Here is a 22,238-nt window from a genome sequence, read left to right as displayed (position 1 = left end):
ATCTAGCATGCCGCGGCAGGATATGCCAGATGGAAAGCCGGACTGAAGCAGTCGGTACAGGGTGGAAGGGGCAAAAAAAAACCGCCATATGACTGGCGGTAAATCAATGCTTGCATGGATAGATTGTGTTTTGCATTTTTCGCAGACAGATAAGCTTTACCTCTCTACGTTTGCTGCCGAAGTTAGCATGCTCAACTTCAATAAAGCCTCAACGACCAGCAGCTAAAGCTTCTCCACCAGCGCTTTCAGCTGCGCCAGGGTCTGCTGCCGGTCCTCCGCGGCGGCGACAGGCCAGGCCGACTGGCGCACGATGAGCCGGGTCGGCAGCAGCTCGCGGATCCGCAGCTGCGGGGCCGCCATCAGGGCAATCAGCCGCTCCACCGCCCTTTTGCCCAACAGATCGAAGTCCTGCGCCACCGTGGTGAGCGGCGGCTGGAAGTAAAGGCTGTCGGCGGTGTCATCGTAGCCGGTCACCGATACCGCCTGGCTGCCGCTGCGATTGAGCTGGGCCAGCGCGCTGAGCACGCCGAGCGCCATCTGATCGTTTGCCACCACTATGGCGCTGATCCGCGGCTGCAGGTGGAGGAGCTCGAAAGTTTTCTGCCAACCGCTGGCGGCGCTCCAGTCGCCAAACACCGTAGTAGAGCGGGCAATATTCAGACTGTGCAACGCCTCGCGCCAGCTGGCGAGACGAAGACGGGCGGAAACCGAACTTTCCGGTCCCGCCAGCAGACCAAATTCGCGATGCCCCAGCTCCCACAGGTGGCGCACGCAGGCCCCGCAGCCGTCGCGGTGGTCGAAGCGCACGCAGCAGACATCGGCCTCCGGGGAGACATCGAGAAACAGGCAGGCCATATCCGGATTGTCTTGCACCAGCCGCTCGGCAGTGGCGCTCTCCAGCGGCAGACTGACGATCACCCCGCGAATATGCTGAGCGCGCAGCTCGTCCAGCCGGGCCTGCAGCGCGACAAAATCAGCCTGCGCCGGCATCGCTATCGCCACTTCCAGCTGATGCAGGCTGGCATGGCTCTTTATCGCGGCGGCGATCTGCGAGGGGGCGTGCAGCGTCAGCGAGGCGGTAATCAGCCCGATGGAGGGCGCCGCTTTGCCGGCAAGCAGCTGCGCTGAGCGGTTAGGCACATAGTGCAGCGCCTGCATCGCGCGGATCACCTGCTCGCGGGTGCGGGCTGACACCACCTCAGGACGGTTCAGCACCCGGGAGACCGTCTGCTGGGACACGCCCGCGGCGCGGGCGACATCCTCCAGGGTTGCGGTACGACGCGGCATCTTTTCTCCTCAGCAATAACAATGTCGTGCGCTAACATTTTATGTTTAACGCGCGACAAAAAACAGCGCTTCGCCCCCGCTTTCGTGATCGTCTGTTAATTTCGATTCCCCCGAGATTGCTGGACAAAACAAATTACCCGATAACGTTAATCATCCTGTTTAGCGAACGACAATTTATGACTTACCGGGGTTTAATATGCAAATTAGCGATACCGGCCGCAGCCACACTCCTGACTTTCACGCCGTCCTCGCCCGTGAAGACTGGCAGAACCAGACCATTACCCACCTTAACCGCCTGCCAGCGCATCCCGTTTTCGCCAGCTGGCGCGATGAGCTTGCCGCCCGCGATAACCTACCTTCATCCCGCCGCCGTCAACTGGACGGCGAGTGGCAGTTCTCTTACGCCCGTAGCCCGTTTGCCGTCGATGCGCAGTGGTTGACGCAGGATCTACCGGACTGCCGCGGCACGCCTGTGCCTTCCAACTGGCAGATGGAGGGCTATGACGCGCCGATCTACACCAACGTCCGCTATCCCATCGACACCACCCCACCGCGGGTGCCGGAGGATAACCCGACCGGCTGCTACTCCCTGCACTTTACGGTTGAGGACACATGGCGCGAGAACGGGCAAACGCAGATTATTTTCGATGGCGTCAACTCGGCGTTTCATCTGTGGTGCAATGGCGTGTGGGTCGGCTATTCGCAGGACAGTCGCCTGCCGGCGGCGTTCGATCTCAGCCCCTTCCTGCGTCCGGGCGACAACCGCCTGTGCGTGATGGTCATGCGCTGGAGCGCCGGCAGCTGGCTGGAAGACCAGGATATGTGGCGGATGAGCGGCATTTTCCGCTCGGTATGGCTGCTGAATAAGCCGCAGCAACGGCTATGCGACGTGCAGTTGACGCCAGCCCTTGACGCCCTCTATCGCGACGGCACTCTGCAGGTCCAGGCGACCATCGAAGCGACTGAGGCGGCGCTTGCCGGGCTCAGCGTCGGGGTTAGCCTGTGGCGCGGCGAGGAGCAGATCGCCGCCGGGCGGCAGCCGTTAGGTACCCCGACGGTGGATGAGCGCGGCCACTACGCGGAACGGGTCGATTTCTCCCTGGCGGTGGCGACGCCGGCGCACTGGAGCGCGGAAACCCCGAACTGTTATCGCGCCGTGGTCACCCTGTGGCGCGGCGACGAACTGCTGGAGGCCGAAGCGTGGGACATCGGTTTTCGCCGCATCGAGATTGCCGATGGCCTGCTGCGTCTCAACGGTAAACCGCTGCTGATCCGCGGCGTTAACCGCCATGAGCATCATCATTTGCGCGGGCAGGTGGTCACCGAGGCGGATATGGTGCAGGACATTCTGTTGATGAAGCAGAACAACTTTAACGCCGTGCGCTGCTCGCACTATCCCAACGCGCCGCGCTGGTATGAACTCTGCAACCGCTACGGTCTGTACGTGGTCGATGAAGCCAATATTGAAACCCACGGGATGGTGCCGATGAATCGGCTGTCCGACGATCCGGCGTGGCTACCAGCCTTCAGCGCCCGCGTCACCCGGATGGTACAGAGCAACCGCAACCATCCGTGCATTATCATCTGGTCGCTGGGCAACGAGTCCGGCGGCGGCGGCAACCACGAAGCGCTGTACCACTGGCTGAAACGCAACGATCCGAGCCGTCCGGTGCAGTACGAGGGCGGCGGCGCGGATACCACCGCCACCGATATTATCTGTCCGATGTACGCCCGCATCGAACGCGACCAGCCGATCCCGGCGGTCCCCAAATGGGGGATCAAAAAATGGATCAGCCTGCCCGGTGAGCAGCGGCCGCTGATCCTTTGCGAGTACGCCCACGCGATGGGCAACAGCCTCGGCAACTTCGCCGATTACTGGCAGGCCTTTCGCGAGTATCCGCGGCTGCAGGGCGGGTTTATCTGGGACTGGGCCGACCAGGCGATCCGCAAAACCTTTGCCGACGGCAGCGTCGGCTGGGCCTATGGCGGCGACTTTGGTGATAAGCCTAACGATCGCCAGTTCTGTATGAACGGTCTGGTGTTTCCCGATCGCACGCCGCATCCGTCGCTGGTGGAGGCAAAGCACGCCCAGCAGTATTTTCAGTTCACGCTGCTGTCGACCTCGCCGCTGCGGGTGCGCATCATCAGCGAATACCTGTTCCGCCCAACCGATAACGAAGTGCTGCGCTGGCAGGTGCAGGCGGCCGGTGAACCCCTGTATCACGGCGACCTGACCCTGGCGCTGCCCCCTGAGGGCAGCGACGAGATAACGCTGCTCGATAGCCTGATCCTGCCTGAAGGCGCCCGCGCGGTGTGGCTGACGCTGGAGGTGACCCAGCCCCAGGCGACCGCCTGGTCAGAAGCGGAGCACCGCGTCGCCTGGCAACAGTTTCCCCTGCCCGCCCCGCTGGCGCTGCCGGCGCCCACCGTGTCTGCCGGCGCTCCGGATCTTATCGTCAGCGATGAGGTCTGGCAGATCCGCGCCGGTTCGCAATGCTGGACCATCGATCGCCGGACGGGTCTGCTGAGCCGCTGGTCGATTGGCGGTCAGGAGCAGCTGTTGACCCCCCTGCGTGACCAGTTTATTCGCGCGCCGCTCGACAACGACATCGGGGTCAGCGAAGTAGAGCGTATCGACCCCAACGCCTGGGTGGAGCGCTGGAAAAGCGCCGGCCTGTACGATCTTGAGGCGCACTGCGTCCAGTGCGATGCGCAGCGCCTGGCAAATGAAACCCTCGTCGACTGCCGCTGGCACTACCTGCGCGGCGAAGAGGTAGTGATTGTCAGCCACTGGCGCATGCACTTCACTGCTGACGGAACCCTGCGGTTGGCGGTGGACGGCGAACGGGCGGAAACCCTGCCGCCGCTGCCGCGGGTCGGGCTGCACTTCCAGGTGGCGGATCAGCAGGCGCCGGTGAGCTGGCTGGGTCTGGGGCCGCATGAGAACTACCCCGACCGGCGGAGCAGCGCCTGCTTCGCCCGCTGGGAGCAGCCGCTGGCGGCGATGACCACCCCCTATATCTTCCCGACGGAAAACGGCCTGCGCTGTGATACCCAGGCGCTGGACTGGGGGCGCTGGCACATCAGCGGTCATTTCCACTTCTCCGTTCAGCCATGGAGCACCCGTCAGCTGATGGAGACCGACCACTGGCACAAGATGCAGGCCGAAGACGGCGTGTGGATCACCCTCGACGGCCTGCATATGGGGGTGGGAGGCGATGACTCCTGGACCCCCAGCGTGCTGCCGCAGTGGCTCCTGAGCCAAACGCGCTGGCAGTACGAGGTCTCATTGCGTTGCTTTTAATCCGTGGGGGCGACAGCCCCCACCCCACAAACAGAATAACAAGGGATCATGGTGATGAAATTCTCAGAACTGGCGCCACGAGAACGGCATAATTTCGTCTATTTCCTGCTGTTCTTTTTCTTTTACTATTTCATTATGTCGGCCTACTTCCCGTTTTTTCCGGTGTGGCTGGCGGACGTTAACCACTTAACTAAAACGGAAACCGGGATCGTTTTCTCGTCTATCGCGTTATTCGCCATTATTTTTCAGCCGGTGTTCGGCCTGATGTCGGATAAGCTCGGCCTGCGCAAACATCTGCTGTGGACCATTACGGTACTGTTAATTCTGTTCGCGCCATTCTTTATTTTCGTTTTCTCTCCGCTGCTGCAGATGAATATTATCGCTGGTTCGCTGGTAGGCGGGATCTACCTGGGGATTGTCTTCTCCAGCGGCTCCGGGGCGGTGGAAGCTTATATCGAACGCGTCAGCCGGGCCAACCGCTTTGAATATGGCAAAGTGCGGGTCGCAGGCTGCGTCGGCTGGGCGCTATGCGCCTCGATAACCGGCGTGCTGTTCGGCATCGATCCCAATATCACCTTCTGGATCGCCTCCGGCTTTGCGCTGGTGCTCGGTCTGCTGCTCTGGCTGTCGCGGCCGGAAAGCAGCAACAGCGCCCAGGTTATCGAGGCGCTGGGCGCCAATCGCCAGGCCTTTTCGCTGCGTACGGCGGCAGAGCTGCTGCGTATGCCGCGCTTCTGGGGCTTTATCGTCTATGTGGTGGGTGTCGCCAGCGTCTACGACGTGTTTGACCAGCAGTTCGCCAACTTTTTCAAAAGCTTTTTCGCCAGTCCGCAGCGCGGTACCGAAGTGTTTGGCTTCGTCACCACCGGCGGCGAGTTGCTCAACGCGCTGATCATGTTCTGCGCGCCGGCCATCGTTAACCGCATCGGCGCCAAAAACGCCCTGCTGACCGCGGGGATGATCATGTCGGTGCGTATTCTCGGGTCGTCCTTCGCCTCATCGGCAGTCGAGGTGGTGATCCTCAAGATGCTGCATATGTTTGAGATCCCCTTCCTGCTGGTGGGAACTTTTAAATATATCTCTTCCGCCTTTAACCCGCGCCTCTCGGCCACCCTGTTCCTGATCGGTTTTAATCTGTCAAAACAGTTGTCCGGGGTGGTGCTTTCCGCCTGGGTGGGCCGGATGTACGACACCGTCGGCTTCCATCAGGCCTATCTGATCCTCGGCTGCATGACCCTGAGCTTCACCCTGCTCTCGTTCGTCACCCTACGCGGCGGCAACCGTCTGCTGCCGACCGCAGAGACGCAGAGCCCCGCCTGACTCCAGCGCCCCCGTCAGGGATGACGGGCTTCACTCGACAATCCGCGTCTCCCCGCCGCGATTCTCCAGCGCATAGCGCTGACAAGGCGCCCCGGCGGCGATAAGCTCCGCCAGCTCCGCCGAGTGGCTGGTCAGCCAGATCTGGCTGTAGCGCGAGGCCTCGATAATCAGCCGGGCCAGCGCGGGCAACATGTCGCGATGCAGGCTGTTCTCCGGTTCATTGATCGCCAGAAACGCCGGCGGGCGTGGACTGAGCAGCGCGACGGCGAGGCACAAAAAGCGCAGCGTACCGTCGGACATCTCCGCCGCCAGCAGCGGGCGGCGGATCCCTTCGCGACGCATTTTCAGAGCGAAACGCGAGTGCTCGTTTTCACAATAAAACTGGCAGCCGGGAAAGGCGTCGGCAAGGATTTCATGCAAAATCTCCTCCGCGCCGATCTCGACAATGGTCTGAAAGGCGGCGGCGAGATTCTGGCCATCGCTGTCGAGGACTGGCGAACGGTAACCCACGGCCGGCTGACGCAGCGGCGAATGACGGCCAATCGCGAATTCATGATAAAACCGCCAACGGCGCAAGGTCTCCCGCACTCGCGATACTTCGGGGAAACGGTGCGGCTCGCCAAGCTGACCGAACACCGACTCATTTTCATAAATACTCTCGGTGAAAGTACTTTTCTCCCCGGTGACATCGACGAGAAACGCCGCCTGATTCTTGCGCTGCAGTACGCGGGAGGAAGGCCGGCGGGAGTAGCCGGCCAGCCAGATATTCTCTTCTTTAACGATAGGATCGAGCATGAATTGCGTCGGATAGGGCAATTTTTCAGGGAAGCCTATCTGCAGCTCATAATCGAAGCTGTCGGTCCGGCAGGCGATTTGCAGCCGGCGGGGGTGACGATCGAGGGGCGAACGCTCCCCGGACCACATCATATTCTCCAGACCGCCCTCTTCGCTGATAAACCCCGAAAGCCTGCCCTCAGCGGCAGCGGTCAGCAGGTGGATGGCGTTATAAATATTGGATTTACCGCAGCCGTTAGGGCCGAAGACAATGTTCAGCGGCCCGAGCTCCAGCGCGATATCCTTCACTGAGCGAAAATTTTGAATACGAATGTACTGAATCATTATGCGTCCGGCCCTGGAAATAGAAGGCTGCCACAGTAGCACAGCGGCGCCCGGCATACCCTCTTACGCCCCCTTTCGGGCAGGGTTTAACAGAACATTTTTTTCATTCCACGGGTCAGGGCGACCCGCTTCAGCTTATCGCTATCCTGATGGGCGTCGCTGAAAACGCCAAAAAAATAGCGTTCATCGTCAATGGTTTGGCTAACAATTCGGTAGCTCAACGGTTGCCCGGATAGCGCACCGTACTGCGCAGGCGTCACCGAGACCTCGGTCGCGTCATCGGCGACGCTGACCAACAGCCCGTCCGCCTTACCGCCCACCAGCATGACCTTAATTATCGGGTGCACCAGTTCCTCCCGGGATGGCATATAGCGTTGGCGAACCGCAGGGACCGGCGGGCGTGGTGATCGGCAAACAGCGACGCCCGACAGAGTGCGGTATTTAGTACTTTCTTATAGTTCATCACGGCCTTGAGTCAAAAAATAGCGTGCTTAGGCAGGGCTAGATATTGATTATTCGAAATAAAAGATGACAAATGATGAAGGAAAAAAGAGGAATTGTGAATCAGCAAAACGCCGGGTTATTCTTATTTGTCGCTTCTTTACTCGCCTTTATCGGCCCTCACTCAAGGATGTATTGTGGTTATGCGTTATATTCGCCTGTGTATTATCTCCCTGTTAGCCACCCTGCCGCTGGCGGTACACGCCAGCCCGCAGCCGCTTGAGCAAATTAAACTAAGCGAAAGCCAGCTGTCGGGCCGCGTAGGCATGATAGAAATGGATCTGGCCAGCGGCCGCACCCTGACCGCCTGGCGCGCCGATGAACGCTTTCCCATGATGAGCACCTTTAAAGTAGTGCTCTGCGGCGCAGTGCTGGCGCGGGTGGATGCCGGTGACGAACAGCTGGAGCGAAAGATCCACTATCGCCAGCAGGATCTGGTGGACTACTCGCCGGTCAGCGAAAAACACCTTGCCGACGGCATGACGGTCGGCGAACTCTGCGCCGCCGCCATTACCATGAGCGATAACAGCGCCGCCAATCTGCTGCTGGCCACCGTCGGCGGCCCCGCAGGATTGACTGCCTTTTTGCGCCAGATCGGCGACAACGTCACCCGCCTTGACCGCTGGGAAACGGAACTGAATGAGGCGCTTCCCGGCGACGCCCGCGACACCACTACCCCGGCCAGCATGGCCGCGACCCTGCGCAAGCTGCTGACCAGCCAGCGTCTGAGCGCCCGTTCGCAACGGCAGCTGCTGCAGTGGATGGTGGACGATCGGGTCGCCGGACCGTTGATCCGCTCCGTGCTGCCGGCGGGCTGGTTTATCGCCGATAAGACCGGAGCTGGCGAACGGGGTGCGCGCGGGATTGTCGCCCTGCTTGGCCCGAATAACAAAGCAGAGCGCATCGTGGTGATTTATCTGCGGGATACGCCGGCGAGCATGGCCGAGCGAAATCAGCAAATCGCCGGGATCGGCGCGGCGCTGATCGAGCACTGGCAACGCTAACCCGGCGGTGGCCGCGCGCGTTATCCGGCTCGTAGCACCTCGCAGGCGTGCCGGGCGATATGACTGGCGGCGGCATCGGAGAGATGCCGGTCGGTAATGATGGTGGTGAACCGGGTCAAAGGTAACGCCATGAACGTGGCCACCTGATTGTATTTCGAACTGTCGCACAGCAGGATGCTTCTCGCGCTGACCTGGCTGACGGTCTCCTTGACGGTAACCTTGTTCTCATCAGGGGTGAATATCCCGCGACTGTCCCAGCCGCTGGCGGAGATAAAGGCCGTATCGATAGCCAGGTGGCGTAACGTACGCGCCGCCGATTCGCCCACGCAGGAGCGGTTCTCCCGGCACAGAGTGCCGCCGGTGTGGATCACGCCGCACTGACTGGCATCGATCAGCAGCTGGGTTATCTCAAAATCATTGGTGACCACCTGGAGATCGTTCCGGTCGAGGATCGCCCGCGCCAGCGCCAGGGTGGTAGTCCCGGCATCCAGATAGATGCAACTGTTTTTGGCGATATGACTCGCCGCCAGCGCGCCGATCGCCTGTTTCTCCTCACTCTGCAGCGTGCTTTTCACCAGATGACTGGGTTCCGCGGCCAGCCGGCTGACGGCGCGTACGCCGCCCGAGACGCTGACCAGCAGCCCCTGCTCCTCCAGTTTACTGACGTCCCGACGGATGGTCATATGGGACACGCCGAGGATCTCCGTCAGCTCGTTAATGCTTACCGCCCCACGCTGCTCCACCAGGGCTAAAATACGCTGATGTCGTTCTATTGGAATCACCGCTCTCCCCTTACCATTTTTTCACACCAGGCGTCACCACCCAGGCTACGGCCCTGGCGACACCCGGTGTTGTTATCGCGCTTTGCCGCTGTTTTTTACGCTATTTTAGGGCAAGAATCGCCGCTGTGCAGCCTCTTTCCGCCTGTGAATTTTTTATATTCATGTGGGTTATTCGTGATAACTCTCACATAAATTCACATGATAACGCTTTATTCTATCATTAAATCACATTAATTAACTAATGTTCACAAGGAGACCAGCATGGCTGCACACACTAACGTCTGCGTGATTGGACTGGGTTCAATGGGCATGGGCGCCGCCCGCGCCTGCCTGCAGGCGGGCCTGAACACCTGGGGCGTTGACATCAATCCCGACAACTGTCGCGCACTGCTGGCGGCGGGCGCCAAAGGCGCGGGCCCCAGCGCGGTGCCGTTCGCCGCGGAACTGGATGCAGTTGTGCTGCTGGTGGTCAATGCCGCCCAGGTGCGGGGGATCCTGTTCGGCGAGAGCGGCCTCGCCGCCCATCTGAAGCCGGGCACCGTCGTGATGGTGTCGTCCACCATCGCCTCCGCCGATGCTCAGGCCATTGCCGAGGCGCTGGCGGAGTACCAGCTATTGATGCTCGACGCGCCGGTATCGGGCGGCGCCGTGAAAGCGGCCGCCGGCGACATGACGGTGATGGCCTCCGGGAGCGATGCCGCCTTTGCCCGCCTCGCGCCGGTGCTGGAGGCCGTGGCCGGCAAAGTCTACCGCATCGGGAGCGACATTGGTCTTGGCTCGACGGTAAAAATTATCCATCAGCTGCTGGCCGGGGTGCACATCGCCGTTGCCGCCGAAGCGATGGCGCTTGCCGCCCGCGCCGGGATCCCACTGGAGACGATGTATGACGTGGTCACCCACGCGGCGGGTAATTCCTGGATGTTTGAGAATCGCATGCAGCACGTCCTGGATGGCGATTACTCGCCAAAATCCGCTGTCGATATTTTTGTCAAAGATCTCGGGCTGGTGAATGACACTGCCCGGGCGCTGACCTTCCCGCTGCCGCTCGCTACCACCGCGCTGAATATGTTCACCTCCGCCAGTAATGCCGGATTCGGTCGGGAAGATGACAGCGCGGTGATCAAGATTTTCAACGGCATCACCCTGCCGGGCCATAAACAGTGAGGAGAGACAACATGCAGCTTGGTGTCATTGCCGATGACTTCACCGGCGCCACGGATATTGCCAGCTTCCTCGTGCGCAACGGCATGCCGACGGTGCAACTGAATGGCGTGCCGACCCGCGATCTTCCGCTGACCAGCGAGGCGGTGGTCATCAGCCTGAAAACCCGCTCCTGCCCGGCGGAAATGGCCGTCAGCCAGTCGCTGGCGGCCCTGCGCTGGCTGCAGGCCCAGGGCTGTCAGCAGTTTTATTTCAAGTACTGTTCCACTTTCGACAGCACCGCGCAGGGTAACATTGGCCCGGTGCTGGATGCCCTGCTGGCCGAGCTGGGTGAGACGCGGACGGTGATTTCCCCGGCGCTGCCGGTTAACGGCCGCACGGTCTATCAGGGATACCTGTTCGTCGGCGAGCAACTGCTGAATGAGTCCGGGATGCGCCACCATCCGGTGACGCCGATGGAGGATGCGCACCTGGGCCGCTTAATTGAGCGCCAGGGGCGCGGAAAAGCCGCTCTGATTGCCTGGCCGATTGTCGCCCGGGGGCCGGAGGCGGTCGCCGCCGCGCTGGCGGCAGTCAACGATCCGGCGGTGCGCTATGTGGTGCTCGACGCCCTCAGCGAACAGGATCTGCTCACCCAGGGCGTGGCGCTGCGGGAGATGAAGCTGGTCTCCGGCGGTTCCGGCCTCGCCATCGGCCTCGCCCGCGACTGGGCGCAGCGCCATGGCGCCAGGGGGGAAAGCGCTCAGGCCGGCATGCCGCTGGCCGGCCCGGCGGTGGTGCTCTCGGGCTCCTGCTCGGTGATGACCAACAGCCAGGTGGCGGCCTATCGTCAACAGGCCCCCGCCCGCGCCGTCGACTTAAGCGCCTGCTTTACCGATCTGGAGAGCTACGTCAGGACGCTGACTGACTGGGTGGACGCGCAGCGCGATGCGCCGCTGGCGCCGATGATCTATGCCACCACCGAGCCGCAAACGCTGCAGCGGATCCAGGCGCAGTATGGCGACAAGGCCAGCAGCGAACGGGTGGAACAGCTGTTTGCCGCTCTTGCCGCCGCCCTGAAGGCGAAAGGATTTACCCGCTTTATTGTGGCCGGAGGGGAAACGTCGAGCATTGTGGCGCAGACCCTGGGGGTTGAGGCGTTCCATATTGGGCCGACCATCTCCCCTGGCGTGCCCTGGGTGCGTGACACCCGCCAGCCGCTCTCCCTGGCGCTGAAGTCAGGTAACTTCGGCGATATCCAGTTCTTTGCCCGTGCCCAGCAGGAGTTTCGTCATGACTGAGCAACAACTGCGAGAGGAAATGGTGCAGATTGGCGCCTCGTTGTTTAGCCGCGGCTATGCCACCGGCTCCGCTGGCAATCTGTCGCTGCTGCTGCCGGACGGCAACCTGCTGGCGACGCCGACCGGCGCCTGCCTCGGCGAACTGCAGGCTCAGCGGTTGTCGGTGGTGACGCTGCAAGGGGAATGGATCTCCGGCGACAAACCGTCGAAAGAGGTCACTTTTCACCGGGCGGTCTATTTGCACAACCCGGCCTGCAAGGCGATCGTCCACTTGCACAGCCACTATCTGACCGCGCTCTCCTGCCTGCAGGGGCTCGATCCGCACAACTGTATCCGCCCCTTTACCCCCTATGTGGTGATGCGCGTCGGCGACGTCCCGGTGGTTCCCTACTACCGGCCGGGCGATGACCGTATTGCCCAGGCGCTGGCCGGGCTGGCGCCCCGCTATAACGCCTTTTTACTGGCCAACCACGGACCGGTGGTTACTGGCTCATCGCTGCGCGAAGCCACCAACAATACCGAGGAACTGGAAGAGACCGCACGGCTGATATTTACCCTCGGCAACCGCGAGATCCGCTACCTGACCGCTGACGAAGTGAAAGAACTGAGATAAAACCATGCCAAAATTCGCTGCAAATTTATCCATGCTGTTTACCGAACTGCCGTTCATGGAACGCTTTGCCGCCGCTGCCCGGGCGGGATTTGAAGCCGTTGAGTTTCTGTTTCCCTATGAGTATGCCGCCGGGGAAATCAGACAGCGCCTGCAGGAGAACCAGCTGCAGCTGGTGCTGTTCAATACCCCACCCGGCGACGTCAACGCCGGAGAATGGGGGCTCGCCGCCATCCCCGGGAGAAGCGCGGAGGCCCGACGCGATATTGAGCTGGCGCTGGAGTATGCCTGCCAGCTCGGTTGCCCGCAGGTGCATATCATGGCCGGCGTGGTGCCGCCGGGAGCGGATCGCGCAGCCTGCGAGGCCGTGCTTATCGATAATCTGCGCTACGCCGCGGAGTGCTTTGCCCGCCACGACAAGCGGATACTCATCGAAGCGCTGAATCCGCAGACCAAACCGGGCTATCTCTACCACAGTCAATATCAGACGCTGGCGATGGTGAAACGGGTCGACAGGCCGAACCTGGCGGTGCAGTTAGATCTGTTTCACGCGCAGAAGGTGGACGGCAATTTAAGCCATCTTATTACCGAATATGCCGGCCAGTATCGCCATATTCAGATTGCCTCCCTGCCCGACCGTCATGAACCGGATGAGGGCGAAATAAACTATCCGTGGCTCTATGCGCTACTGGATAAAACCGGTTATGACGGCTGGATCGGCTGCGAATATATCCCCCGGACAGACACGCTTTCCGGGCTGGGGTGGTTCTCGCCCTACCGGAAAAAATAAACGCCGTTTTCTAAAAAAATAACTCTCTGTACACCTGTTAATACCCGAGGCAAACCTATGTCGACATCGGCGCTGTTACTTATTGCGTTAGCCAGCGTAGTGCTGTTGCTCCTGTTAGTGATCAAAGCGAAAGCACATCCTTTTGTGGCGCTCCTGATCGTCAGTCTGCTGGTGGCATTCGCCACCGGCATTCCGGCAGATAAAATTATAACCACCATTGAAAAAGGCATGGGCGGCCTGCTTGGCCACATCGCCAGCATTATTATTCTGGGCTCAATGCTGGGGGTGCTGATTGAAATGTCCGGCGGCGCCGAATCGCTGGCGAAAACGTTGACCGGCGTACTGGGTGCAAAACGAACCATTGCCGCCTTAACCATCGTGGCTTTTATTCTCGGCACCCCGGTCTTTTTTGAAGTCGGCTTTATCATCATCATTCCGTTAATCTACGGCTTCAGCAAAGTCGCCCACGTGTCGCCGCTGAAGTTTGGCCTGCCGATGGCCGGCGTGATGTTAACCGTCCACGTGGCGCTGCCCACCCATCCTGGCGCAGCGGCTGCGGCAGGCATTCTGCATAGCGATGTCGGTTGGCTGATGCTGGCGGGGATTGGGGTGTCGGTGGTCGTCGGTATCGTGGGCTATTTTGTCGCCCGGTTTATCAATCGGCGCCATTATCATCTGTCGATTAACGTGCTGGAGCAGCAACAAACGGCGGAAGTACCGGATCTCTCGGTTAACGCGCAGCAGACCCGTCTGCCGCCGCCGAATGCGCTGGTTATCGGTGGGCTGATCGTGGTGCCCATCATGCTGATTGTTTCCGGGACGCTGTGTCAGGCGCTTCTGCTGCCGGAAAGCGCGGTTCGCCAGCTGATGACCGTCATTGGTACCCCTCCGGTCGCCCTGCTGATCTCCCTGGGCCTGGCCAGCTGGACGCTGGGCATCCGTCGGCGGATGAGCCTGAAAAAGCTGGGCGAAGTCACCGGCAGCGCGATCCCCTCGTCGGCGGACGTGATCCTCGTCGCCGGCGCCGGCGGCGCCTTTGGCGGCGTACTGGTCGCTTCCGGCATCGGTAATGCCTTAGCCGAGGCGCTGGAGACAATACATCTGCCGCTGATGCCCGCCGCTTTTCTGCTATCGCTGGTGCTCAGAGCCTCGCAGGGTTCGGCCACCGTGGCGATCCTCACCACCTCCGGTCTGCTGTCGCAGGCGGTTGTCGGTCTGGAGCCGCTGCAACTGGTGCTGGTGACGCTGGCGACCTGCTTCGGCTCGCTCGGGCTGTCGCACGTCAACGACGCCGGATTCTGGGTCGTCACGCGCTATCTCGGACTCTCGGTGCCGGATGGACTCAAAACCTGGACCGTCTTGACAACCATCATGGGGGTGACGGGCTTTCTCATCACCTGGCTGCTGTGGTTTGCGCTTTGATGTTAACCTGGGTGGCTCCGGCCACCTTAACTTCGCCCCGGCGCAGGCCCTGACCCACTACCGCTGTCAGACCGCAGACCCGCTGCCGACAGCGTCACCGGGATAAAATAGCGTACGCGATAGCGCCTGTCCCCTGCCTCTTCGCCTTCCGCATGGCGGGTTATAAAACATTCAATGTCATAGCCGTCCCGACGACTTACCCCCAGGGATGGCAGCAGCTCCATATACAGATCGCTGGATAAACGAGCATAACGTGACCAGCTGCCGTAGAATTCAACCCCGACATAAAGCCCTGACCGGGTTGTCAGCGAGCTTTTCATGGCCAGCGCGGGGGGCAGCTTTCCCGCCTCATGACAGCCGACAAAAGCGTTAACCTCGACGTTAAGCTCATTTTTACTCGCCGCGGCGTAGTCGGAAAGTACGGAAAGCGAGCCTCCGCCAGCGGTGAAAAAACGGTCAACCTTTTGTCTGATGCTCGTCTTAGCGGTGCTTTGCAACACCAAATCCGACAGGCGCAGTTCATACTTCATCGGATAGCCGTAATAGACCTGTTCCGGCAGAGAAAAAAAACGAGCCAGAGGTAGGCTCTCTCCGTCCGGGTGAAACTTTTTCAACAGCTTTGCCGTGTCCCAGTGCGCCGCGCAACGGTATTCACGTGGCGAGAGCGAAAAGCGCTTCTTAAACTCCCGGGAAAAGGTCTGCGGCGAGTCATAGCTTAACTGCCAGGCAATAGCGGCGATCGGTTGCCGTGTTAAGCGCAGACTGACCGCTGCGATGGTCAACCGCCGCAGACGAATATACTGCCCGATGGGTAACTGGCCATACTGGTAAAACACGTCGTACACAAACCGACGTGAATAGCCCATATACAGCGCCAGGTCATCGATCGCCGGGTTACAATAGATATTATCCTCCAGCCACGCCAGCTTTTTCAAATAGAGCATCTGCTTCATAAGTACGGCATACATCCTGTATTCTTGTCCTCCGCTAATTTTAACAACAGAGCGCGGCTATCACTAAGCTTTTTATGCATCGCAAAAATAAAAAAACAGCAAACGGCTTTAAATAGTTACAAATATATGCTTAAGGTTTTGTTTATTAGGAACTTTCGCATATCAATATACCGTTATCTCACTTTCCCCACCAGATATTGCATTAATGGAAAACATCCCTTAGATTACCACGGCTAAAAATAGTACCTGCATCATCATTATATTCTTTAATTTATCCAGATATGTTTTTTAATGCCCACAGGGAAGTTATATGACTAATTTTTTGTTCAATATAAAAAATCACTATTTGCGAGTCGCTATTGCTGAACTGGTTGATGAAGCGATGAAGGCCGCCGGGCGGCCACACTATCAGTTTTCTCAACAATGGGATGCAGGATCGATGGCGCAAGCTGATGTGATATTCACGGAAATGGTCGCGGGGGAGTGGTACTTGTGCCAGGATCTTTTTCAGCATGCCCCGGAACAATATACGCTTTTTATTTTCCCGGACAATGAACACGCTACCGTAGATGAGGGTTTACCGAATTGTCTGCAGCATGCGGTATTTATGCCGCCTCACGCTCGCGTTCAGCGGCTGAAAGATGAGATAGCTAACGCCATTGAACGTCCGCTGCTACCGCGGCAAGACCCGCCGTTCAATCGTCTGCGGCGTTGCATTAATTGCGCCTGCAGGTCGGTCAGCGACGCGCAAACCAAAGTCATTTACGCGTTCAGTATTGGCCTGAGCCCGCATGAAGTCGCCGCTGCGCTAAATATTAGTCCCAAAACGATTCATTCACATAAAAAGAATATTATGAGTAAATTTAATTTGAATAGCCGTCAGCAGTTTAACAACCTTGTGCAACTGCTCGCCAAACGCTGATACAACTCGTCATTTTATTCTGTCAAACAATCATCTTCTGGAACGGAAAACATACCGTCTCTTGCGCCTTTCCTGAATATAGGAAAAGCCACTCCATAAAAGAAATGATGGGACATAAAATCAGACACAAAATAATAAAGAAGTCGCTCATATCAAACCTTACAAAAGGATTTAATTTAGAGTGATAATATTCACTCGATTATATTCAGGCAAGACCAGCGCCTCATTTTTGAGAGTGGGAAATAGAATGGTAGGATAATTCCTGGTAGCGAATATTAACAGGTAAAATAAGACGCAGCGCCAGTGTCTGAGGAGGGAATGAGAGGCCTGTTAGCGTCTTTTTGCATTGAGGATGAGAAAAAGATAGCCAAATGTGTAATTCCCTGTACAGTGAAGGGAATCACAAAGTGAAGCTCGCGTTCCGCGTAGCGGACATCACGGTTGGTTGAATGTTTGTACATATCAGCCTCGCCCTCCTTTAGGGTCAGGTCATACTCATCTTGCATGCTGAGCGCGGATGTTCTTATGCCGCGGGAGCGATCGTAACAACTATGCTAACCACCCTGATTTACCGCAGCCAGGTTCATCCTGACCGCCCGCCCGTCGATCTCGACGCTTTAGTCCATCGCGCCAGCAGTAAAAATTTGCCCCTTGGCATCACCGGCATTCTGCTGTTTAACGGCCTGCAGTTTTTCCAGGTCCTGGAAGGGACTGAGGAGGCACTTGAGTCGCTGTTCAGCGAAATCCAAAGCGACCCGCGTCATCGCGACGTAGTGGAGCTGATGCGCGATTACTCAGCCTACCGACGTTTTCACGGCACCGGAATGCGCATACTGGATCTCCGGCTGTTTGAAACCGATGGCGCGCTGGAGGAAATTCTGCGCTTTAGCACGTTTGGGGTCACCGAACCGGTCAACGACCGGATGTTCCGGCTGCTTAGCGCCTTCATTGCCGACGGCGGCCGCTATTGCCTGCCCGAGCCGCTGCAGCCCTCTCGCTGGATGATGATGCCCGCGTCAGGTACGGCCGCGCCGCAGCACCTGCCCGGTCAACCTTGCCAGTTTGCTCTGCAGGCTATTGTCGAGCCGGCTAAAAAGCGAGTTTCTTCCTTTGAGGCTCTGATCCGCAGCCCAACCGGCGGCTCTCCCGTGGAAATGTTTGCCGCCATTGCGGCGGAGGATCGCTACCGTTTTGATCTTGAAAGCAAAGCGTATGCATTCGCTCTCGCCGGCCAGCTGCCGCTCGGGAAACATCAGCTGGCGATTAACCTGTTGCCCGGATCGCTGTATCACCACCCTGACGCCGTAGGCTGGCTGATGGACAGCCTGCTGGCGGCCGGCCTCAGACCGGATCAGGTACTGATCGAGGTCACCGAGACAGAAGTGATCACCTGCTTCGACCAGTTCCGCAAGGTGCTCAAAGCCCTGCGCGTCGCGGGCATGAAGCTGGCCATCGACGACTTTGGCGCAGGTTATTCCGGCCTGTCGTTACTGACCCGTTTTCAGCCTGATAAAATCAAAGTGGATGCGGAACTGGTGCGCGATATCCATATTAGCGGCACCAAACAGGCGATTGTCGCCTCGGTCGTCCGCTGCTGCGAGGATCTTGGCATTACGGTGGTGGCTGAAGGTGTCGAAACCCTGGAGGAGTGGTGCTGGCTGCAGTCGGTGGGCATACGCCTGTTTCAGGGCTTTCTCTTTTCCCGACCCTGCCTTAACGGCATCGGCGAGATCTGCTGGCCGGTAGCGCGCCAGGCAATGGACCTGTAAGGCCGCGCCCCCGGGCATCGTCACTGCCAGTGGGCAAGCTTTTCGCTCAGCGCCGCCAGGGCATATCGTACCGCTTTCGCCACCACGGTCTCACAGTCGCCGGCAAAGCACATCCGTTTGGTTTCAGTCTGGCCGCGAAAATTCCAGGCAAACCATACCGTGCCGGCGGGGGTACCATCTTCCCCGCCCTCCGGTCCGGCGTAGCCGCTGACGGCGATGGCGATATCAGCCCCGGCGAGCGCCAGAATACCAGAGGACATCTCCTGAACGCAGGCTTCGCTGACGGCGCTGTGTACCGCCAGGGTTTCCGCGCGAACCTGCAGCACGTTGCGCTTGGCTTCATCGCTGAAGGTCACTACGCCGGTATCATAAAATGCCGCGGTATCCGCCTGGGCACAGAGCGCTGCCGCCAGATTCCCTCCGGTGCAGGACTCCGCCGTGGTCAGTCGCCAACCGCGCGCGATCAGCGCCCGAGCCACTTCAGCGGTTAGTTCATGCGTATTGTTTGCGTCGCTATCGATCTCGTCAGTCATTCTTCCTCCTCGCCGAAATTGAAAGAAATAGCAGACTCACTGCGTCTGTTAACAGAATAGCATATCGATTTCTTTGTCGTCGGGGGGCCATTTATATTTTCAGGGAGAAAGGATAAAGGCCCGCAGGGCGGGCCTTTAAGGTAACATCCTCGGAACAACGGTGAATCAAACTTTATGTTCTATCACGCGCCCCTGATTCTCGATCGCAATTTTACGCGGTTTTTCGCTCTCCGGGATCTCCTGGTGGATGGCTATTTTTAAGATGCCGCTATCCAGCTGCGCCTGATTAATTTGGGCGTGTTCAGGAAGAGAGAAACTGAGCTGGAAATTAGCGCGGCGGATACCTTTATAAATCCAGCGTTCACCGCTGTCTGTCGAGGCATCGGTTTCCTGGCGTTTCCCGGAAATATGCAGATTCCCCCCTACGGTTTCTATTTCCAGCTCATCATCTTTCCAGCCAGGCACGCTGACGCTGAGCAGGAAATTGCTGTCGTCGACTTTCTGTAAATCATAAGCCGGTAAAGTGCCCACCGGCGTATCGCCCGTTAACTGGCTGAAAAGACGGTCAATACGATTAAAGCGATCGGCAAAAAGAGAATCAGCAAATACCGGGAGTGCTGACAAGGTTTTGAGTGCCATAATTAACCTCCTGAATATCCATTCAAAAGCTCAACATAAAGGCAAGCATTGCTTGTCCGCTATATAAAATAATATCTAAGGCGCGTTTTTCAAGACCCGAAATAAAAATTTTTTCTTCGCCAGCCTCAGTTAAAAATAAGCATGCCGGTGGCGAAGTTACCCCCGCCCGACGGCGGGGGCTGTGGCGCTTCTGAGTCCCATAACTGATGCTGTTTAACATTCAATAAACAGAAGCGACATGTATATATAACTTGTTTAAGGGGATGTCAACGTCCGAATCGCTCCCCCTTTGCCGTCGTGTATTCTCCCCTTGAACAGCGCGGTTAGCAACCCGGCTGCCTGTCAGGGTCCCCTTGCCAACAGCGGCGCTTCGACGTGGCATTCGCCTTGTTGCCGTCAACCGGACGCCGCTGGTGAAAATATACCCGGCCGGGTAAGGAACCTTTCATCCGACACCGTGCCTAATGATCTGCATACGCACTTTCTGAGGCACCGCCATGACCAGCATTTTTATCTCAACCACCCTGTTCGCCCTCTTCGCGTCGATGTTGATCGGCCTGGGAATGGTGTGGAAAAGCATTTCCAACAATCCTGATAACTGATTCTGTTGTACGCCGTTGCTGTTCACCCTCCGCAGCGGCGGGTCTACCCCGCCCCTTTTTATCAATGACCACCCCAGGTTTCGCTCAAGCGCAATCTCCTCAAGGACCCGCGCCTGCAAAAGGTATTTTTGAAAAAGCAATTCATACAGTGAATAAGTAACTCTGATTAATATATTTGAGACCAGAATTAACGCATGCAATATAAGCAATTTAAGCAGTTTGTGCCAAATTAGCGGTCATGCCCGCGCAACGCTAAAAAATAAGCCATTGATTAATATACCATTAATTTTACTCGCCAGCTCAAAGTCCAAAATTAGACTTATTGCATTTGTTGATTATTAGAAATATCCTAAAGGCATACGCATTTAATGTTCTCCACTTTAAATGCATGACAACTTTCACGATCGCCATGACTATGCCTGATATTTTAATTAACACTGAAAACATATTTCTTAATCGCGGAATTTGCGAACTGCTTAGCGAGATCGCGAAAGAAGAACACATCCGTGAACCGTATTCCGTTGTGGACTGTTCCACAGATATATTAGGTCCGATTGATATGCTGTTCACAGAAATGGCCGCTGGTGAACATTATCTATGCCACCCGTTTTTCAAAAAACTTCCTCCGCACACGTCTATTTTTATTTTCGTCGCCACCGACAGCGCTTTGCAGGTTGAACAGTTACCACTTTGTCTACGCGATGCCACTTTTATCAGCATGAACAGCGACTTGCGCCGCGTAAAAAATCAGATTGCAAAACGTCTGACGGAGTCGACAACATCTAGTTGCGGTGGGCTGGAAAAAGACAGCAGACGCTGTGTCAAATGCCCTCGGTTAACCTTGACCAAATCACAACTTTATATTATCGATGCGATCAGAACGGGAATGAACAATCAGCAGATAGCGCAAGAACTGGGCATCAGCCATAAGACGGTCTTCTCTCACAAAATCAATATTATGAAAAAATTCCAAATAGCTACCAAACAAGAGTTAACGAGATTCTCATCTGTTGCTCTTGCGCTTTCCGCAGGAAGGATCGGTTAACGTCGGAATTTATTAAAGCGCATCTTCATTTTTCTTCTTTCTCTAACATAGGACAGGCCAAAAAACAAAGATGTAAACAATAACACCACCGCCAGGACTAATAATAGTAAGTTACTCATAACAACCTTTTAAAAGATAAAGATGATTTTTTAAATAATAAGGGGTGGATGTTTTCAAATACAACCCAGCGACAACCATTTCAGACAAAGGTAAAACTCCGTGCGATAATTCTGAAAGATAATAAAAAGAGTAAAAACGATTTCCTTTATCAGACAGGCGTTAGGGTAATAACGATGAAGCATAAACGGACAATGCCAGGCCTAACGCCCAGCGTGTACTGTCGCGACGTCAGGCAAGATGACGGCCTGAAATAATGGTCTACTGACGTGGAAGGAGCGTGGTATTTGGGCAGGTGAAAACACCGTTTTGCAGCTGTTCTATACTGTTAGTCAGACATCACGCTGGAGGTGGCTATGTGCGGACGTTTTGCGCAAGCGCAAAGCCGGGAGGAATACCTGGCGCATCTCGTGGAAGCGGCCGAACGAGATATTGCCTGGGACCCGGCGCCTATCGGGCGCTATAACGTCGCGCCCGGGACAAAAGTTTTACTCCTCAATGAACGCGATGAGCAACTCCATCTCGATGCCGTTTACTGGGGCTATGCGCCAGGATGGTGGGATAAACCGCCGCTGATTAATGCCCGGGTTGAGACTGCAGCCTCCAGCAGGATGTTCAAGCCGCTGTGGGAGCACGGACGGGCGATCTGCTTCGCCGACGGCTGGTTTGAGTGGAAAAAGGAAGGAAATAAAAAGCAGCCATACTTTATCCAGCGTAAGGATGACCAGCCAATTTTTATGGCCGCGATTGGTCGGACTCCGTTCGAACGTGGGGACCATGCCGAAGGATTCTTGATCCTGACGGCCGCCGCCGATCGCGGTCTTGTCGATATTCATGACCGTCGGCCGTTGGTCCTGACGCCTGAAGCCGCCCGCGAATGGATGAGGCAGGATGTCACCGGCGCGGAAGCGGCGGAGATTGCCAGCGACGGAGCCGTTTCCGCCGACGATTTTACCTGGCACCCGGTAACGCTGGCGGTCGGCAATGTGAAAAATCAGGGGCCCGAATTACTTGCCCCTCTCAGCCCATGACAAACGTAATCAAAGCGGCGGATAACGCATCATATTCAGCGAAGAGA

General features: G+C 57.5%; 25 protein-coding genes. 14 read left to right on the top strand and 11 right to left on the bottom strand.

Annotation, left to right across the window (positions count from 1 at the left end; genetic code table 11):
- Window positions 1-222 precede the first annotated feature (222 nt).
- Window positions 223-1,287, bottom strand: a complete 1,065-nt coding sequence (locus KHQ23_RS01795) for a LacI family DNA-binding transcriptional regulator (RefSeq protein WP_004183956.1) — start codon at window positions 1,285-1,287, stop codon at window positions 223-225.
- A gap of 196 nt (window positions 1,288-1,483) precedes the next feature.
- Between KHQ23_RS01795 and KHQ23_RS01790 the strand changes: the two genes are divergently transcribed.
- Both KHQ23_RS01790 and KHQ23_RS01785 read left to right on the top strand, forming a co-directional pair.
- Window positions 1,484-4,591: a beta-galactosidase gene (locus tag KHQ23_RS01790; protein ID WP_029602384.1), complete on the top strand. Its 3,108-nt coding sequence runs from the start codon at window positions 1,484-1,486 to the stop codon at window positions 4,589-4,591.
- Between the two features lie 54 nt (window positions 4,592-4,645).
- Window positions 4,646-5,911: an MFS transporter gene (locus tag KHQ23_RS01785; protein WP_038991780.1), complete on the top strand. Its 1,266-nt coding sequence runs from the start codon at window positions 4,646-4,648 to the stop codon at window positions 5,909-5,911.
- A gap of 30 nt (window positions 5,912-5,941) precedes the next feature.
- Here KHQ23_RS01785 and KHQ23_RS01780 read toward each other — a convergent pair whose 3' ends face one another.
- The gene (locus tag KHQ23_RS01780) at window positions 5,942-7,030 is read right to left on the bottom strand and encodes an AAA family ATPase (protein ID WP_001620097.1); all 1,089 of its coding nucleotides are present in this window, start codon (window positions 7,028-7,030) and stop codon (window positions 5,942-5,944) included.
- An 86-nt stretch (window positions 7,031-7,116) separates the two neighbouring features.
- Complete coding sequence (locus tag KHQ23_RS01775) at window positions 7,117-7,377, bottom strand: hypothetical protein (RefSeq protein WP_004183954.1); 261 nt, start codon at window positions 7,375-7,377, stop codon at window positions 7,117-7,119.
- A gap of 297 nt (window positions 7,378-7,674) precedes the next feature.
- On the opposite strand from KHQ23_RS01775, the gene KHQ23_RS01770 reads away from it, so the two are divergent.
- Window positions 7,675-8,535: a broad-spectrum class A beta-lactamase SHV-1 gene (locus KHQ23_RS01770; RefSeq protein WP_001620095.1), complete on the top strand. Its 861-nt coding sequence runs from the start codon at window positions 7,675-7,677 to the stop codon at window positions 8,533-8,535.
- A gap of 20 nt (window positions 8,536-8,555) precedes the next feature.
- Here the strand turns inward: KHQ23_RS01770 and KHQ23_RS01765 are convergent, their stop codons facing one another.
- The gene (locus KHQ23_RS01765; RefSeq protein WP_002210513.1) at window positions 8,556-9,317 is read right to left on the bottom strand and encodes a DeoR/GlpR family DNA-binding transcription regulator; all 762 of its coding nucleotides are present in this window, start codon (window positions 9,315-9,317) and stop codon (window positions 8,556-8,558) included.
- A 261-nt stretch (window positions 9,318-9,578) separates the two neighbouring features.
- On the opposite strand from KHQ23_RS01765, the gene ltnD reads away from it, so the two are divergent.
- The 5 genes from ltnD to KHQ23_RS01740 are packed head-to-tail and all read left to right on the top strand — an operon-like array spanning window position 9,579 to window position 14,580.
- The gene (ltnD, locus tag KHQ23_RS01760) at window positions 9,579-10,481 is read left to right on the top strand and encodes an L-threonate dehydrogenase (protein WP_032414898.1); all 903 of its coding nucleotides are present in this window, start codon (window positions 9,579-9,581) and stop codon (window positions 10,479-10,481) included.
- An 11-nt stretch (window positions 10,482-10,492) separates the two neighbouring features.
- Entirely contained in the window at window positions 10,493-11,758 is a 1,266-nt protein-coding gene (gene otnK / locus KHQ23_RS01755) for a 3-oxo-tetronate kinase (protein WP_004190239.1), read from the top strand.
- The gene (locus KHQ23_RS01750) at window positions 11,751-12,371 is read left to right on the top strand and encodes an aldolase (RefSeq protein ID WP_002210516.1); all 621 of its coding nucleotides are present in this window, start codon (window positions 11,751-11,753) and stop codon (window positions 12,369-12,371) included. The genes otnK and KHQ23_RS01750 overlap by 8 nt, the downstream gene beginning before the upstream one ends.
- 4 nt (window positions 12,372-12,375) lie before the next feature.
- The gene (locus KHQ23_RS01745) at window positions 12,376-13,158 is read left to right on the top strand and encodes an HPr family phosphocarrier protein (RefSeq protein WP_032434491.1); all 783 of its coding nucleotides are present in this window, start codon (window positions 12,376-12,378) and stop codon (window positions 13,156-13,158) included.
- A 57-nt stretch (window positions 13,159-13,215) separates the two neighbouring features.
- Window positions 13,216-14,580 (top strand): GntP family transporter, encoded by a 1,365-nt coding sequence (locus tag KHQ23_RS01740; protein WP_004209818.1) that lies wholly within the window; start codon window positions 13,216-13,218, stop codon window positions 14,578-14,580.
- Window positions 14,581-14,606: 26 nt separating this feature from the next.
- Here the strand turns inward: KHQ23_RS01740 and KHQ23_RS01735 are convergent, their stop codons facing one another.
- The gene (locus KHQ23_RS01735) at window positions 14,607-15,533 is read right to left on the bottom strand and encodes a helix-turn-helix domain-containing protein (RefSeq protein WP_073553705.1); all 927 of its coding nucleotides are present in this window, start codon (window positions 15,531-15,533) and stop codon (window positions 14,607-14,609) included.
- Window positions 15,534-15,843: 310 nt separating this feature from the next.
- On the opposite strand from KHQ23_RS01735, the gene kbvR reads away from it, so the two are divergent.
- Both kbvR and KHQ23_RS01725 read left to right on the top strand, forming a co-directional pair.
- On the top strand, window positions 15,844-16,455 hold the full coding sequence (kbvR, locus tag KHQ23_RS01730; protein ID WP_002903816.1) for a LuxR family transcriptional regulator KbvR: 612 nt from the start codon (window positions 15,844-15,846) through the stop codon (window positions 16,453-16,455).
- Window positions 16,456-17,006: 551 nt separating this feature from the next.
- On the top strand, window positions 17,007-18,224 hold the full coding sequence (locus KHQ23_RS01725) for a diguanylate phosphodiesterase (protein ID WP_004143607.1): 1,218 nt from the start codon (window positions 17,007-17,009) through the stop codon (window positions 18,222-18,224).
- Between the two features lie 20 nt (window positions 18,225-18,244).
- Here the strand turns inward: KHQ23_RS01725 and KHQ23_RS01720 are convergent, their stop codons facing one another.
- From KHQ23_RS01720 to KHQ23_RS01705, 4 genes are all read right to left on the bottom strand, one after another.
- Entirely contained in the window at window positions 18,245-18,757 is a 513-nt protein-coding gene (locus tag KHQ23_RS01720; protein ID WP_002903810.1) for a 2-oxo-tetronate isomerase, read from the bottom strand.
- Between the two features lie 165 nt (window positions 18,758-18,922).
- On the bottom strand, window positions 18,923-19,396 hold the full coding sequence (locus tag KHQ23_RS01715) for an Hsp20 family protein (RefSeq protein WP_002903808.1): 474 nt from the start codon (window positions 19,394-19,396) through the stop codon (window positions 18,923-18,925).
- A gap of 22 nt (window positions 19,397-19,418) precedes the next feature.
- Window positions 19,419-19,616: a hypothetical protein gene (locus tag KHQ23_RS01710; protein ID WP_071888938.1), complete on the bottom strand. Its 198-nt coding sequence runs from the start codon at window positions 19,614-19,616 to the stop codon at window positions 19,419-19,421.
- Between the two features lie 225 nt (window positions 19,617-19,841).
- Window positions 19,842-19,943, bottom strand: coding sequence for a hypothetical protein (locus KHQ23_RS01705; protein ID WP_223174880.1), 102 nt, complete (start codon window positions 19,941-19,943; stop codon window positions 19,842-19,844).
- Here KHQ23_RS01705 and KHQ23_RS26520 point away from each other — a divergent pair.
- The 3 genes from KHQ23_RS26520 to KHQ23_RS01695 all read left to right on the top strand — a co-directional run bounded on the left by KHQ23_RS26520 (window position 19,903) and on the right by KHQ23_RS01695 (window position 21,043).
- A complete protein-coding gene (locus tag KHQ23_RS26520) occupies window positions 19,903-19,998 on the top strand; it encodes a YnaM/YnfT family protein (protein WP_271229884.1) in 96 nt (31 codons plus the stop codon). The two genes, KHQ23_RS01705 and KHQ23_RS26520, sit on opposite strands and share 41 nt — an antisense overlap.
- Before the next feature lie 219 nt (window positions 19,999-20,217).
- Window positions 20,218-20,340 carry a hypothetical protein gene (locus tag KHQ23_RS01700; RefSeq protein ID WP_004225117.1) on the top strand — a complete coding sequence of 41 codons (123 nt, stop codon included), beginning with the start codon at window positions 20,218-20,220 and terminating at the stop codon, window positions 20,338-20,340.
- A gap of 67 nt (window positions 20,341-20,407) precedes the next feature.
- Complete coding sequence (locus KHQ23_RS01695) at window positions 20,408-21,043, top strand: LuxR C-terminal-related transcriptional regulator (protein WP_023282553.1); 636 nt, start codon at window positions 20,408-20,410, stop codon at window positions 21,041-21,043.
- Here KHQ23_RS01695 and KHQ23_RS01690 read toward each other — a convergent pair.
- Together KHQ23_RS01690 and KHQ23_RS01685 are read right to left on the bottom strand one after the other, a co-directional pair.
- Entirely contained in the window at window positions 21,040-21,162 is a 123-nt protein-coding gene (locus KHQ23_RS01690) for a small membrane protein (RefSeq protein WP_004143611.1), read from the bottom strand. The genes KHQ23_RS01695 and KHQ23_RS01690 overlap by 4 nt on opposite strands.
- Before the next feature lie 54 nt (window positions 21,163-21,216).
- Window positions 21,217-21,345, bottom strand: coding sequence for a hypothetical protein (locus tag KHQ23_RS01685; protein ID WP_004219446.1), 129 nt, complete (start codon window positions 21,343-21,345; stop codon window positions 21,217-21,219).
- 171 nt (window positions 21,346-21,516) lie between these two features.
- Between KHQ23_RS01685 and KHQ23_RS01680 the strand changes: the two genes are divergently transcribed.
- Window positions 21,517-22,191, top strand: a complete 675-nt coding sequence (locus tag KHQ23_RS01680; protein ID WP_047694680.1) for an SOS response-associated peptidase — start codon at window positions 21,517-21,519, stop codon at window positions 22,189-22,191.
- Window positions 22,192-22,238: the final 47 nt, after the last annotated feature.

Origin of the sequence: Klebsiella sp. 64, from assembly GCF_018223915.1 — a bacterium.
GTDB lineage: Bacteria > Pseudomonadota > Gammaproteobacteria > Enterobacterales > Enterobacteriaceae > Klebsiella > Klebsiella pneumoniae.
The sequence above is the reverse complement of the archived record's forward strand: the minus strand, read 5'-3'. Positions and strand labels throughout refer to the sequence as shown.

Coding starts and splice junctions, on each gene's coding strand:
- KHQ23_RS01750 (WP_002210516.1), top strand. CDS start 11,751: ATGACTGAGCAACAACTGCGAGAGGAAATGGTGCAGATTGGCGCCTCG.
- KHQ23_RS01790 (WP_029602384.1), top strand. CDS start 1,484: ATGCAAATTAGCGATACCGGCCGCAGCCACACTCCTGACTTTCACGCC.
- KHQ23_RS01795 (WP_004183956.1), bottom strand. CDS start 1,287: ATGCCGCGTCGTACCGCAACCCTGGAGGATGTCGCCCGCGCCGCGGGC.
- KHQ23_RS01715 (WP_002903808.1), bottom strand. CDS start 19,396: ATGGCACTCAAAACCTTGTCAGCACTCCCGGTATTTGCTGATTCTCTT.
- KHQ23_RS01735 (WP_073553705.1), bottom strand. CDS start 15,533: ATGAAGCAGATGCTCTATTTGAAAAAGCTGGCGTGGCTGGAGGATAAT.
- KHQ23_RS01780 (WP_001620097.1), bottom strand. CDS start 7,030: ATGATTCAGTACATTCGTATTCAAAATTTTCGCTCAGTGAAGGATATC.
- ltnD (WP_032414898.1), top strand. CDS start 9,579: ATGGCTGCACACACTAACGTCTGCGTGATTGGACTGGGTTCAATGGGC.
- otnK (WP_004190239.1), top strand. CDS start 10,493: ATGCAGCTTGGTGTCATTGCCGATGACTTCACCGGCGCCACGGATATT.
- KHQ23_RS01690 (WP_004143611.1), bottom strand. CDS start 21,162: ATGAGTAACTTACTATTATTAGTCCTGGCGGTGGTGTTATTGTTTACA.
- KHQ23_RS01720 (WP_002903810.1), bottom strand. CDS start 18,757: ATGACTGACGAGATCGATAGCGACGCAAACAATACGCATGAACTAACC.
- KHQ23_RS01770 (WP_001620095.1), top strand. CDS start 7,675: ATGCGTTATATTCGCCTGTGTATTATCTCCCTGTTAGCCACCCTGCCG.
- KHQ23_RS01680 (WP_047694680.1), top strand. CDS start 21,517: ATGTGCGGACGTTTTGCGCAAGCGCAAAGCCGGGAGGAATACCTGGCG.
- KHQ23_RS01745 (WP_032434491.1), top strand. CDS start 12,376: ATGCCAAAATTCGCTGCAAATTTATCCATGCTGTTTACCGAACTGCCG.
- KHQ23_RS01725 (WP_004143607.1), top strand. CDS start 17,007: ATGCTAACCACCCTGATTTACCGCAGCCAGGTTCATCCTGACCGCCCG.
- KHQ23_RS01710 (WP_071888938.1), bottom strand. CDS start 19,616: ATGTTAAACAGCATCAGTTATGGGACTCAGAAGCGCCACAGCCCCCGC.
- KHQ23_RS01685 (WP_004219446.1), bottom strand. CDS start 21,345: ATGCTTCATCGTTATTACCCTAACGCCTGTCTGATAAAGGAAATCGTT.
- KHQ23_RS01740 (WP_004209818.1), top strand. CDS start 13,216: ATGTCGACATCGGCGCTGTTACTTATTGCGTTAGCCAGCGTAGTGCTG.
- KHQ23_RS01695 (WP_023282553.1), top strand. CDS start 20,408: ATGACTATGCCTGATATTTTAATTAACACTGAAAACATATTTCTTAAT.
- KHQ23_RS01785 (WP_038991780.1), top strand. CDS start 4,646: ATGAAATTCTCAGAACTGGCGCCACGAGAACGGCATAATTTCGTCTAT.
- kbvR (WP_002903816.1), top strand. CDS start 15,844: ATGACTAATTTTTTGTTCAATATAAAAAATCACTATTTGCGAGTCGCT.